Genomic DNA, 13119 nt, shown 5'->3' with positions numbered 1-13119 from the left:
TCATGCGCAATCCCGGTGGGGATACCGCCGGCCCTCAGACCACGGGAACCCGCTTCGCGGCGACCGCGGCCGGCGAGATCACCTCGATGTCGAGCGGCACCTGCCAGCGCTCGGTGAAACGCACCTGCGGCGGTGCATTGCCGTTGCGCCCGCCCTGCAGCACGAAGCCGTCGTAACCCGAGTTCATCACCTCATTGCACTTCTGCACATAGATCGGGAAGCCGCCGATATAGGGCATGAACACGCGGGGACGGCCCGGGATGTTGGCGCCGACATACCACGAGCTGCAGGTCGAGCGTAGCGAGACCGTGGAGACGTCGTTGACATGGGCGACCCAGGCGTCCTCGTCGTCGCGGACCGCTTCGATCGTGCCGGCGCCGATGTCGCGCATATGACTGATGCAATCCGCCAGCCAGTCGACATGCTGCTCGATCGCCTGGATCATGCTGGCGAGTACTGAGGGGCTGCCGGGCCCGGTGATCATGAACAGGTTCGGAAAGCCCTCGGAGGCAAGGCCGAGATAGGCGCGCGGGCCTGCGCACCATTTCTCGGCCAGCGTCTGCCCGCCGCGGCCGGTGATCGCGATCTTGTCGAACGAGCCGGTCATGGCGGCAAAGCCGGTGGCGGAGACGATCGCATCGAACTTGTATTCGGTGCCGTCGACGATAATGCCTTCCGTCGTGAAGCGATCGATCGGCGTCGTCGACACGTCGACGAGCTTCACATGCGGCAGATTGTAGGTCTCGAAATAATTGGTGTCGACGCAGAGCCGCTTGCAGCCGAACACGTTTCGCGGGCACAGCAGCTCGGCGGTGGCGGGATCCTTGACGATGCCGCGGATCTTCTCGCGCGCGAAATCAGCGATGGTGTCGTTGGCGGCCTTCTCGAACAGGAGATCGCCGAACGCGCCGAGGAAGGGCAGGCCACCGCGCTGCCAGGCCTCCTCATAGAGCCGCTCGCGTTCCTGCTCGCTCGCCTGCAAGGCGGGCTGGGCGTTGAATTGGAAATAGAAGCCAGTCGGGCGCGCGCGGGCCTTGGCGCGCAGCTCCGGATAATGCGCTTTGGCCTCCTTGAGATATTCCGCCGACAGCCGCTCGTTCCACGCCGGCACCGACCAGGTCGCGGTGCGCTGAAACACGGTGAGCTCGGAGGCCTGCTGCGCGATGATCGGGATCGACTGGATCGCCGACGAGCCGGTTCCGATCACGCCGACGCGCAGGCCGGTGAAGTCGACACCCTCATGCGGCCATTCGCCGGTGTGATAGATCGGCCCGCGGAAATCCGCCATGCCCGGGAAAGCCGGCCGGTTCGGCGCAGACAGACAGCCGACCGCCATGATGCAGAACTTTGCGGTGACCTTGTCGCCGCGGTCGGTCTCGATCAGCCATGCGCCTGCCTGCTCGTCGAAGGTCGCCGCGGTGACGCGGGTGTCGAACACGATCTGGCTGCGCAGGTCGAAGCGATCGGCGACGTGATTGGCGTAAGCGAGAATTTCGGGCTGCGGAGAATATTTCTCCGACCAGCTCCAGTCCTGATCGAGTTCCTCGGAGAACGAGAAGGAATATTGCAGGCTCTCGACGTCGCAACGCGCGCCGGGATAGCGATTCCAGTACCAGGTGCCGCCGACGCCGCCGCCGGCTTCATAGACCCGCGCGGTGAAGCCGAGTCCGCGCAGCCGATGCAGCATGTACATGCCGGCGAACCCGGCGCCGATCACCACGGCATCGAACGTTCCACTTTCGGCAGGGCGCGCAGCCTTGCGCGCGGTGCTCTCCTGAGCCATGGGCCGTCTCTTCCCTATATCGTTGTGTCTTGTCCGTGTCTCGTTGGACGCGGTGGGCAAAGATTAGGGCCAGGGCGGCGCGGCCTGCAAGCGCAGGCGTTGCCCCGTCGGGTATGGCTCCTATGCCGCGAGGCGAAGGGCTGCGGTATCCGGGCGCCGCTTCACTCCAGCCGCTGGACCTTGCGCAGCGCCGGGAACAACCACATCCAAAGCAGCGCCACCGCAACAGTGCCGATTGCCGCCGATCAATGCAGCCGGCACCGTGCCGAACAAGGCGGCGGTGATGCCGCTCTCGAACTCGCTGAGCTGGTTGGAGGCGTTGACGAACAGATAGTTCACCGCGCCGACGCGGCCGCGCATCTCGTCCGGCGTCGCAAGCTGCACCAGCGAGACGCGGATCACGACGCTGATCGTGTCGGCCGCGCCCATCGCGGCGAGTGCCAGCGTCGAGAGCCAGGTGTTTGAGGCTCCATCGGCTTCCCCGTCGCAGCGACACAAACTGACATGGCCGGAACACGTCCGGCCATGTCAGGACAACTCGCGTGCTTACGCATTTGCCAGACTGGCTGCGGCCTCGTCGATGAAGGCGGTCACCTCGTCCGGCTTCGAGGCCAGCGAGGCGTGGCCGGCGGCGAGCGTGATGATCTTGCGGGGCTTCATCCGTTCCGACATCCGCTTCTGGTTGTCGGGGTTGATCATCCGGTCTTCGCTGGAAATCTGGTACCAGACCGGCTTCTTTTTCCAGGCCGGCGCGGTGACGTTGTCTCCGAACGTGCTGGCGAGCGGTGCCTTCTGCGTGACTGCCATCACCAGCGCTTCATCGGCGGGCAGATCCTGGCAGAAGCTCTCGTGAAACTTGTCAGGCTTGATCCAGAGATAGCCGTCGCTATCCGGTGCGACATTGGCAATCGCCGCCGGCGGGAGGCCCGCGGTGATGGCGCCGGGGCTCTCGCCGGCGTCCGGCGCGAAGGCCGCGATGTAAACGAGGCCGACCACGTTTGCCAGATCGCCGGCTTCGGTGATGACTGCGCCACCATAGGAATGGCCGACCAGCAGCGTCGGGCCGGCCTGCTGCTTGACCATCTTGCGCAGGCGTTCGGCGTCGTCGGCGAGCGAGGTCAGCGGCATCTCGACCGCTTGCAGACCGGTGTGCCCCTTGCGCGAGAGTGCGACGATCACCTTGCTCCAGTGCGCCGCGCCTCCCCAGAATCCGTGAACCAGAACGATCGTCGGCTTGCTGCTCATGTTCGGCTCCTCTGGTCAATGAGTTAAGGAAACGTGGTCAGCATGAGTGGGCGTCCAGCGGCCGTCAACGAGACAAAGCACGGCCGCGTCGCGCCGGTGTCACGATGTCGTCACCAACAGGCGGCAGTCGTCGACACGGGCTGTTCAGCCGTCGGTGGATTTCACAATGCGGATCAGCTCGTCGCCGTAATGCTCGAGCTTCTTGTCGCCGATCCCTGCGATGTTGCGCAGCTCGCCCAGCGTGTCCGGCCGCATCGCGGCGATGCCGTCGATGGTGGAATCGTGCAGCACCACATAGGCCGGCACGCCGCGCTGGCGCGCGACGTCCGAGCGCCAGGCGCGCAACGCCGCATGCAACGCGGGATTTGCGACGCCACCCGGACTGTCGGCCGCGGGCGCGAGCTCGCCGCGGCGCGACTTGCCGCGGACTGCGCGGTTGCGCGCGCCTTCCGGCTGCTCGCGCAGCATCACCGCGGTCTCGCCCTTCAGCACGCCGCGGGCGCTGTCGGTCAGAACAAGCGCGCCGAAGGCGTCGCTGTCGGCGCGCAGATGGCCCATCGCCACCAGCTGGCGCAGCACCGCGCGCCATTGCTTCTCGTTGAGCTCGCGGCCGATGCCGAACACCGACAGCTGGTCGTGGTTGAACTGCTTGACCCGTTCGGTGAGCCGCCCGACCAGCACGTCGATCAGGTGCATGGCGCCGAAACGTTGCCCGGTGCGGTAGACGCAGGACAGTAGCTTTTGTGCGAGCACCTTGCCGTCGCGGACGCGCGGCGGCGTCAGGCAGTTGTCGCAATTGCCGCAACTTTCCTCCGCGCGGGTCTCGCCGAAATAGCCGAGCAGGCGCTGCCGGCGGCAATGCACCGTTTCAGCTAGCGCAACCAGCGCGTCGAGCTTGCCGACCGAGACGCGCTTGAAGGCGTCGGAGCCGGTCGATTCATCGATCATGCGGCGCTGTTGCACGATGTCGGACAGGCCATAGGCCATCCATGCCGCCGACGGCTTGCCGTCGCGGCCGGCACGTCCGGTCTCCTGGTAGTAGGCTTCGATGCTCTTCGGCAGATCGAGATGCGCGACGAAGCGCACATCGGGCTTGTCGATGCCCATGCCGAAGGCGATCGTGGCGACGATCACGAGGCCGTCCTCGTTGAGGAAGCGGTCCTGATGCCGGGCGCGCACGCCGGCATCAAGCCCGGCATGATAGGGCAGCGCCGGAATGCCGGCCTCGCTGAGCGCCGCCGCGACATCCTCGACCTTGGCGCGGGACAGGCAATAGACCACGCCGGCGTCGCCGGCATGCCGCTCCTTGATGAAGTTCTTCAGCTGCGTGGTCGCATTCTGCTTGTCGACGATCTCGTAGCGGATATTGGGCCGGTCGAAGCTCGCGACGAATTGCGGTGCGCCGGTAAGCTGCAGCCGCTCGGCGATCTCCCTTCGGGTCAGCGCGTCCGCGGTCGCGGTCAGCGCGATGCGCGGCACCTTGGGGAAGCGCTCGGCGAGTGCGGACAGGCCGATATATTCCGGGCGGAAGTCATGGCCCCATTGCGAGACGCAATGCGCCTCGTCGATCGCAAACAGCGCGATCTGCGCCTGGCCAAGCAAATTGAGGCAGCGCGGCGTCAGCAGCCGCTCCGGCGCCACATAGAGCAGATCGAGATCGCCCGCGAGCAGCCGTCGCTCGACCTCGGAGGCTTCCTCATAGGACAGCGTCGAGTTCAGCGCCGCGGCGTTGACGCCGGCTTCAGTGAGGCCCGCGACCTGGTCGCGCATCAGCGCGATCAAAGGCGATACCACGATGCCGCAGCCGTCGCGCAGCAGCGACGGCAGCTGATAGCACAGCGACTTGCCGCCGCCCGTCGGCATCAGCACCAGGCAATTGCCGCCATCGGTGACGTGGCGGATGATGTTTTCCTGCGCGCCGCGGAAGCCCGACAGGCCGAACACGGAACTGAGCACGGACAGCGCATCGCGAGACGGGCCGGATGCGCGATCGAGGGCGGGCTGGGCGGTCATGATCCCTTGCGCGATCCCTTTGGGATTTTCAGGATTCCTTGAGGTCAACAGGCGGTGATCGAGGTCTTCTGGCCGAACGATACCGGAACGAAAGGTGTTAATACACGTCCCAACAACAAACTCAATTCAGCATGACTGGTCAGCTGCGGATCATCACAGGCATTGCCGCGATCGTGCTGGTCGCGGGCGCGGCGGCAGCCCTTGCCGTCGCCTGGCGGCCGCAGATTGCCGCCATTGCGCCGCCGCGGGCCGATACCTTCGACCCTGATCTGGTCAAGCGCGGCCGCGAACTCGCCGCGATCGGCAATTGCAACACCTGCCATACCGTGCAGGCCGGCGCGACTTATGCCGGCGGGCTCCCGGTTCCAACGCCGTTCGGCATCGTCTTCTCATCCAACATCACGCCGGATGCCGACACCGGCATCGGGGGCTGGCCGGAGGAGGCGTTCGTCCGCGCGATGCGCTCGGGCGTGGCTCGCGATGGCCAGCATCTCTACCCGACCTTTCCCTATGACCATTTCACCAACGTCTCGGATGCGGACGACCGGGCGCTGTATGCGTTCCTGATGACGCGGCAGCCGGTCCACGCGTCGCCGCCGGCGAATCAGCTTTCGTTTCCGTTGAACTATCGACTGCTGATCGCGGGGTGGAAGCTGCTGTATCTGCGCAGCGGCGATGCCCTTCAGGACTCGGCGAAGGGCGCGGAATGGAACCGCGGCGCTTATCTGGTGGAGGGGCTCGCGCATTGCGGCGCCTGCCACACGCCGCGTAACGCGCTCGGCGCCGAGCGGGTGAATGCGCAGTTCTCCGGTGGCGAGGTCGACAATTGGCACGCCTACGCGCTGAACGACACCTCGCACGCCCCGGTGCGGTGGACCGCCGATGCGCTCTACGCCTATTTGCGCCACGGATGGCAGGCCGATCATGGCACCGCGCGCGGGCCGATGGCTGAAGTGGTCGGTAATCTGGCGACGGTGCCCGACGGCGACGTGCGGGCCATCGCCGTGTACATGGCCGATATCTCGGGCGCGCTGGCGCCGGATCGCAAACGGCCAGCCGACGTCGTCGCACAATCGTCTTCGGATGATGCGGCACAGACCCATGCGGCCGGTGCGGCGATCTATGCCGCCGCGTGTGCCTCCTGCCATGAGGGCCGCCGGGCGTTGCCTTATGGTGGCGTCAATCTCGCGCTCAGCACGGCGATCGCGAGCCCCGACCCGCGCAACCTCCTCAATATCGTGTTGTCGGGCGTCGGCGCTATCGAAGGCGAGCGCAGCCCGATCATGCCGGGCTTTGCCGCCAGCATCGATGATACGCAGATGGTCGCGCTCACGGCCTATCTGCGCGAGCGGTTCGGCAAGCGGCCGGCGTGGGCCAATCTCGACAAGGCGGAGCGCGATGCGCGCGCGGTGCAGGCGACGTCGCTTGCGGCGCGCGACACGCCAGCGGAATCCAGACAGCGAGGCAAGCCATGATGACATTGAAGGTCAATGGCAGGGATCATCAGGTCGATGCGGAGGCGGATACGCCGCTGCTCTATGTGTTGCGCAATGATCTGGCGCTCAATGCCGCCAAGTTCGGCTGCGGGCTCGGGCAATGCGGCTCCTGCACGGTGATCGTCGACGGCAAGGCCGTGCTGTCCTGCGTCACGCCGCTGGTCCTGGTCGAGGGCAAGCAGGTGACGACGCTCGAGGGGCTCGGCACCGTGGCCACGCCGGCGCCGATCCAGCGCGCCTTCATGGAGGAGCAGGCGGCGCAGTGCGGCTACTGCATCGCCGGGATGATGATGCGCGCACAGGCGCTGCTGATGCGCAACCCGAAGCCGTCGGATGCGCAGATCCGTGCCGAGCTGGAGCCCAATCTCTGCCGTTGCGGCACCCATATGCGAATCCTGCGCGCGGTGCATCGCGCCGCCAGGTTGATGGATACGGCCGACGCCGCAAGCGACAGGAGCATCCGATGACCGCGCCGGTGGTTCTCGATCGCCGCAGCGTGCTGGCCGGCGGTGGCGCGCTGATCGTCAGTTTCTCGCTGCGCGGCGCGATCGCACAGGAGCAGAAGCCGCAGAGCCCCGCGTTGCCGGGCAGCCTGGCGAAATCGCCCAATCTGGATTCCTGGATCCGCATCGATGCCAATGGCCAGGTCACGGCCTTTACCGGCAAGGCCGAACTCGGCCAGGGATTCCGCACCGCGTTTCAGCAGATCGCGGCCGAGCAGCTCGATATTCCCTTCGATGCGCTGAAGGTGATCACCGCCGACACCAAACTCACGGCGAACGAGGGCTATACGTCAGGCAGCCATTCGATGCAGGACAGCGGCACGGCGATCCTGCATGCGGCGGCGCAAGCGCGTGCGCTGCTGGTGGCGGAGGCAGCAAGGCGTTTCGACTTGCCGCCCGACGGTCTGCGAACCGAGAATGCGGCCGTCATCGCTCCCGATGGACGGCGTCTGGGCTATGGCGAGCTTGTCGCCTCGGACATGTTGCACGTCCAGGCGCAACCGACATCGAGCCTGAAGGATCCGGCGGGCTTCAAGGTGATGGGCCAGCCGGTGCCGCGCGTCGACATTCCTGCCAAGGTCACGGGCGGCGCGGCCTATGTGCAGGACATGCGGCTTCCCGGCATGGTGCATGCGCGCGTGGTACGCCCGCCGAGCTACGGCGCGCAGTTCGTGGAATGCGACACGGCCGCGATCGAGAAAATGCCCGGCGTGATTCAAATCGTGCGCGACGGCAACTTCCTGGCCGTGGTGGCGGAGAAGGAGTTTTCGGCGGTCAAGGCCATGCACGCGCTGGCCGCGGCGGCGAAGTGGCGGGAGAGCGCGAAGCTGCCGAACCAGCACGATCTGGCCAACGTGCTGACCGCGCTGCCGTCGCAGGATTTCGCGATCTTGCAGCGTAGCGATCCCACGGTGAGCGGCGCGCGGTCGCTCGAAGCGACCTACACGCGGCCTTACCAGTCGCACGGTTCGATCGGGCCGTCCTGCGCGGTCGCGCAATTCATCGATGGCGCGATGACGGTATGGACGCACACGCAGGGCGTCTATCCCGACCGGCAGGCGATCGCCGAGATGCTCGGCATGGCGCCCGCCAGCGTCCGCCTGATCCATGTCGAAGGCTCCGGCTGCTACGGCCACAACGGCGCCGACGATGCCGCGGCCGACGCCGCGCTGATCGCCCGGGCGCTGCCAGGGCGCCCAGTTCGGGTGCAGTGGATGCGCGAGCAGGAGCACGGCTGGGAGCCCTATGGCCCGGCGATGGTGACGAAATTGAGCGCGTCGCTCACGGCCGACGGCAAGATTGCCGACTGGAATTTTGCGGTGTGGAGCAACACCCATTCGATGCGGCCGGGCGGCGCCGGCGCGCTGCTTGCGGCCCAGCACATGGCGCGATCATTCGCGGTGCCGGCACCAAAGCCGTTGCCGCTGCCGGAGGGGGGCGGCGACCGCAACGCGATCCCGATCTACAATTTTCCGAACGCGCACGTGATGCATCATTTCATCCCCGCGATGCCGCTGCGGATCTCCGCGATGCGCGCGCTCGGCGCCTATCACAACGTGTTCTCGACCGAGAGCTTCATGGATGAACTGGCCGCTCTCGCCGGCGCCGATCCGGTCGAGTTTCGTCTCAGGCATCTCGACGATCAGCGTGGCCGCGCGGTGGTCGTGAAGGCCGCGGAGGAATTCGGCTGGACGCGCGGACAGCAGCCGCCGCGAAATCGCGGCTACGGCTTCGCGTTTGCACGCTACAAGAATCTCGCCGCCTATTGCGCCATCGCGTCCGAGGTCGAGGTCGATCGCGAAACCGGGCGGGCCCGGCTGGTGCGCGCGGTCGCCGCCGTCGATGCCGGCCAGGTCGTCAATCCGGACGGCATCACCAACCAGATCGAGGGCGCGATCGTGCAGTCGACGAGCTGGACGCTCTATGAAAGCGTCACCTTCGACGAGACAAGGATCACCAGCATCGACTGGCAGACCTACCCGATCCTGCGCTTCAATGCGGTGCCCGACAGCATCGCCGTCCACATCATCAACCGTCCCGGCCAGCCGTTTCTCGGCAGCGGCGAGACCGGGCAGGGCCCGGCCGCCGCTTCGCTCGCCAATGCCATCGCGCACGCGACCGGCAAGCGGCTGCGCGACCTGCCGCTCAGCCGCAAGCGGATCAAGGACGCGATCGACGCGTAATGCGTGATGAGAACAGGTCGAATACCCAAAGCGACGGCGCTGCGCTCCCTCTCCCTGTGCTTACGGGGAGAGGGTTGGGGTGTGGGGTCTTCTCCGCGTGTAGGGTGATAGCTGCCTTTGCGGAGACTCCCCCTCACCCGGAACGCATCTGCCGATGCGTTCCGACCTCTCCCCGCCCACGGGGCGAGGTGAAGCAGAGGACTGTCCGATCCAAAGCAAATTCATTCTGGTCTTCAGGCCGACGGCGCGGGTGGCGCCGGGGGCGGCGTCATCGGCTCGACCTTGTAGGTCTTCGGTATATTGATCGGCTTGTAGGCCGGATCCTTCTCCATGCGTTCCAGCACCGAGGCATGGATGGTCGCGCCATCCGCAATCGGCCGCGGCTCGCCCATCGGCAGATAGAAGCCGAGGAAGGATTTCCGCTCCGGCCATTCCTTCCATTTGTCGCTCTTCGGAATCCATTCCAGGATTTCCCAGGCGGCGGTCAGCGAATTGTGCAGCGGAGCGGTCGCGCTCGGCGGCACATAGTCGTGCTTGTGCGGCGGCAACGGCATGCCCCAGGCGAGATGATCGATCAGCGCCTGATTCATGTGCAGCCCGGCCGCCTTGGCCTGCTCGAGCAGCCAGATCAGCGGAAACTTTGACGGTCCGCTCTGGTCCTCCGGATAGCCGCCGCCGACGTCGGAGTGCACGCCGGCAAACCAGACCTGGCTGATGTCTTGCTCCACCTCCGTCGCCGGATCGAATGGATCCGAGCGAAATTTCTGCGGCTCTATCCAGCGATTGAGCCGGAACATGCGCCTGCGCTCGTCGATTGAGATCGCCTGGCGGAACCGTTTGACGCTGGAATTGGTGCGGGTGAACAGCAGCGTCTGCAAGTCGAACAGGAAATTGTCCTGTCGCGGCACGATGATCGAGGCCACGGTGTCCCAGACCCCGACGAACTCGACGTCGATGTTGCGGCCGCCGGCAATCTGGCTGAAGTGCCAGGCTTCCTTCAACGGAGCATAGTCGAATGTGCCGTCGGACTTCTGGGCGTCGGAGCTGGCTTTCTTGTAGGTGCCGAAGGCGTAGCTCGCGAGGTCGAGCTGGTCGACGGGCAGAAGGCCCATCACATGGACGAAGGCCGCGAGCACGCGCACCGTGTAGGCACCGCGGCTGAAGCCGAACATCCAGACCCGGTCACCGGGCTCCCACGTTCGGCACAGGAACAGGTAGGCGCCGAGCGTGTCCTGGTCGAGACCGGCGCCGAAGGCCAGCCCGAACAGGCCGCGCATCTGCTGCTTGAAGCGGCCCCAGGCGTTTTGCAGGCCGACGGTGCCGAGGCCGGGATGATAATAGATCCGCTGTCGGTCATTCTTGTCGGCGACGCGGAACAACTTCAGCACGTTGGAGATATTGTCACCGATCTCGTTGCCGGTGCCGTCGCAGCAAATCACAATATCCTTCGGCATCCGTTGCCCCCGCGGCCGCCGTGAAAATTCGCGGTCTCTATGTACGGCAGAACGCGGTGAAAATTCAATCTCCAATTGAAGACGGTTCTATGGCGGCGGCGTGACCGCCGGTGGTGCCGGGACGCCGAAGCGCGATGCGCGTCGGCGTTGCCTGCCGTTGGATCGAATTGAACCTCGCCACGGCCAGCCAAGCTGCGCCAAGGACGGCGTCGCTTCAGCTCGCGGATGCCCGGCCATGAGAGATCCAATTCCGTTTGCGATGCTTTGGGCCGGCCGCCAATGGCGCTCCCAGAATTCAATTGCAACACTTCGGAAAAGATGGAAATCTGCTCGTCGATCATTGCTTTATGCGTCGACATTTCTCCCTTTCAGGGACTCCGCGGTGCACGCGATCATCTTTCCTGCGGCCTGCCGCCGCTTCCTCAACAACAACAGGAACAGGTCGGCATGAGCCCTCAAGCTCTCGTGACGGCCATTCTCTCGGGACTTGTGGTGGCGGCGTTCGGACTGTTCTGGTGGGTTGGCAGCTATTCCGATCGCGTGTTCGCAAGCAGGTTCCGCACCCGCTTTCCGGAGAAGACGCTGAGCTACACCGGCGACCAGCTTGGCGAGCTGGTGCAGTCGGATTTGCGGATGAAGTATGTCTTTCCGATCCTGTTTCCGTTCGATCTGATCGTCATGTTGGCGCTGGCGGGCGCGATGGGCGCGGCGTCATCGCACTGGCTCAGCCGGATCTATCCGTCCGCGGCGTGGCTCGGCCTGGTCGTGCCGGCGGTGTACCTACTCAGCGATCTGATCGAGGATTGTCTCCTGGCATGGCTGCTGCTGCACGGCGACCCGCATGCGGCGGCGCGGTCTGTCTCGATCCTGAAGGCGATCACGACGATCAAGCTGGTCGGCATCTTCGCCTCGATCGCGCTGACACTGGCTGCGTTCGTCGGGTGGCTGTTCCACGGCGAGTCGCTTGCCATCTAAAGCGCGGCCGGCGGCCTACTGATACGTCGCGACGATATCCGACACGGCACGCTCGAGCTGCTGCGCGGTCGCGCATTGCCGCACCACGCTGCAGAAGGTCGCGTAGCGCGGCATCTCGGAATCGCCAAAACCCCAGACCATGCGGCCTTCGGGGTTGAGCCAGACCAGCCGCTTGGAGCGCTCGCCGATACGGCGCAGGATATCGGCGCGCGGATCGAGATTGTTGCTGCGGGCGTCGCCGAGCACGATCACCGTGGTCTGCGGCGTGATCGCGCTCATCCAGTTGTCCTCGAAATCGGCGAAGGAATTGCCGTAGTCGGACGAGCCGAAGCCGACCTTGGACATGATCTCCTTCATCGCCTCTTCCGGCGATTTCGATTCCAGGATGTCGCTGACCTCGATCAGGTGGCCCGAGAAGGCGAACGAGCGGACATCGTCCACCACCTCGTGCAGGCTGTGGATCAGGAGCAGGAAGAAGTCCGAGACGCGGGCGACCGAGCCCGAGACGTCGCACAGCGCGACGATCTTCGGCCGGTCGCGATGCTTGCGCTTCCAGGCGGTGAGGAAGGGGACGCCGCCCCAGGCCGCGTTGCGGCGCAGCGTGCGGCGGACATCGAGATGGCCGCGGCGCTGGCGCTTGCGCGGCTTGGAGTAGCGCTCGCGCAGCCGGCGCGCGATCTGGCGGATCAGCGCGCGCATCTGCTCGACCTGCCGCGGCTCGATCCGCGCCAGCGGCGCGTTGCGCAGGATCTCGTTGCGCAGATTCTCCGTTTCCTCGCGCCCGTACAGCAGCAGAGCCTGCGAGACCGCATCGCGAACGGTGCCGCGCAGCCCGTTGAGCGCCTCCTGCAGCCGTTCGGCGAGCGCGGGATTGCGCGTGGTCAGGTCGTCGATGTCGTCGCGCAGGCGCTGGATCCCCATCGCGTCGAGGATGCGGGTCTGGAAGATGCCGCGCTGGGTGAAGTAGCGGATATCTGGCAGCGAGGCGGCGCCGGAGGCGTTGGCGATCGCGCTCGATATCGCGGAGCGATCCTGCGACAGCAGCATCTGCGCCAGCGGCCCGACATTCTCGCTGGCGCCGTCGTCCGACACATCGCCATGCTCGTCGGCCGACGGGTTGGCGTCGGATTCGCTGCCGTCGTCGGTCTTGCTCTGCTCCGCGTTCTCCTGCTGCGGCTCGGGCTGGCTGAAGAACAGATCGAAGCATTCGCCGAGTGCGCGCTTCTCGTCCTGGGTCTTGGCCAACGTCAGCAGGAAGGTGTCGCGCAGGATATCACGATCGGCAAAGCCGACCTGGGCGACCGCCCGCATCGCATCGATGCTTTCGGCGGGCGAGACCCGGACCCCGGCTCCCCGCGCCGCACGAAAGAAGCGATGCAGGTTCTCGCGCATGTTCTAAAGCGCGATGAAATTGGATTGAATTGTCATCGCGCTTTAGCTCCTTCCTTGAGCATGGTCTGATCGGAA

The 13119-nt window shown here is 65.7% G+C and carries 10 protein-coding genes and 1 pseudogene; 4 read left to right on the top strand and 7 right to left on the bottom strand.

Annotation, left to right across the window (positions count from 1 at the left end; translation table 11 throughout):
- Window positions 1–34: 34 nt before the first annotated feature.
- From AKL29_RS09690 to recQ, 4 genes and pseudogenes are all read right to left on the bottom strand, one after another.
- Window positions 35–1783, bottom strand: a complete 1749-nt coding sequence (locus AKL29_RS09690; RefSeq protein WP_050383991.1) for a flavin-containing monooxygenase — start codon at window positions 1781–1783, stop codon at window positions 35–37.
- A gap of 161 nt (window positions 1784–1944) precedes the next feature.
- Window positions 1945–2239 (bottom strand): annotated as a pseudogene (locus AKL29_RS09685) (MFS transporter); the annotation flags it as partial.
- 90 nt (window positions 2240–2329) lie between these two features.
- A complete protein-coding gene (locus AKL29_RS09680; RefSeq protein WP_028335262.1) occupies window positions 2330–3028 on the bottom strand; it encodes an alpha/beta hydrolase in 699 nt (232 codons plus the stop codon).
- 144 nt (window positions 3029–3172) lie between these two features.
- Window positions 3173–5041, bottom strand: a complete 1869-nt coding sequence (gene recQ, locus AKL29_RS09675; protein WP_050383990.1) for a DNA helicase RecQ — start codon at window positions 5039–5041, stop codon at window positions 3173–3175.
- Window positions 5042–5172: 131 nt separating this feature from the next.
- Here recQ and AKL29_RS09670 point away from each other — a divergent pair, with 131 nt between their 5' ends.
- Genes AKL29_RS09670 through AKL29_RS09660 form a run of 3 tightly spaced genes read left to right on the top strand, consistent with a single transcriptional unit; the run spans window position 5173 to window position 9223 of the window.
- Window positions 5173–6516 (top strand): cytochrome c, encoded by a 1344-nt coding sequence (locus AKL29_RS09670; RefSeq protein ID WP_050383989.1) that lies wholly within the window; start codon window positions 5173–5175, stop codon window positions 6514–6516.
- Window positions 6513–7004, top strand: a complete 492-nt coding sequence (locus AKL29_RS09665) for a (2Fe-2S)-binding protein (RefSeq protein ID WP_050383988.1) — start codon at window positions 6513–6515, stop codon at window positions 7002–7004. The genes AKL29_RS09670 and AKL29_RS09665 overlap by 4 nt, the downstream gene beginning before the upstream one ends.
- A complete protein-coding gene (locus AKL29_RS09660) occupies window positions 7001–9223 on the top strand; it encodes a xanthine dehydrogenase family protein molybdopterin-binding subunit (protein WP_050383987.1) in 2223 nt (740 codons plus the stop codon). Before AKL29_RS09665 ends, AKL29_RS09660 begins: the two co-directional genes overlap by 4 nt.
- Window positions 9224–9456: 233 nt before the next feature.
- Here AKL29_RS09660 and AKL29_RS09655 read toward each other — a convergent pair whose 3' ends face one another.
- Together AKL29_RS09655 and AKL29_RS42740 are read right to left on the bottom strand one after the other, a co-directional pair.
- Complete coding sequence (locus tag AKL29_RS09655) at window positions 9457–10677, bottom strand: T6SS phospholipase effector Tle1-like catalytic domain-containing protein (protein WP_050383986.1); 1221 nt, start codon at window positions 10675–10677, stop codon at window positions 9457–9459.
- On the bottom strand, window positions 10659–11036 hold the full coding sequence (locus AKL29_RS42740; protein WP_160321726.1) for a hypothetical protein: 378 nt from the start codon (window positions 11034–11036) through the stop codon (window positions 10659–10661). Before AKL29_RS42740 ends, AKL29_RS09655 begins: the two co-directional genes overlap by 19 nt.
- 88 nt (window positions 11037–11124) lie before the next feature.
- Here AKL29_RS42740 and AKL29_RS09650 point away from each other — a divergent pair, with 88 nt between their 5' ends.
- Window positions 11125–11652: a hypothetical protein gene (locus tag AKL29_RS09650; protein WP_244481872.1), complete on the top strand. Its 528-nt coding sequence runs from the start codon at window positions 11125–11127 to the stop codon at window positions 11650–11652.
- 15 nt (window positions 11653–11667) lie between these two features.
- On the opposite strand, the gene AKL29_RS09645 is transcribed toward AKL29_RS09650, so the two are convergent.
- Window positions 11668–13044: a vWA domain-containing protein gene (locus AKL29_RS09645; RefSeq protein ID WP_050383984.1), complete on the bottom strand. Its 1377-nt coding sequence runs from the start codon at window positions 13042–13044 to the stop codon at window positions 11668–11670.
- Window positions 13045–13119: the final 75 nt, after the last annotated feature.

The organism is Bradyrhizobium pachyrhizi (assembly GCF_001189245.1).
In the GTDB taxonomy this organism is placed as follows: domain Bacteria; phylum Pseudomonadota; class Alphaproteobacteria; order Rhizobiales; family Xanthobacteraceae; genus Bradyrhizobium; species Bradyrhizobium pachyrhizi.
The sequence above is the reverse complement of the archived record's forward strand: the minus strand, read 5'-3'. Positions and strand labels throughout refer to the sequence as shown.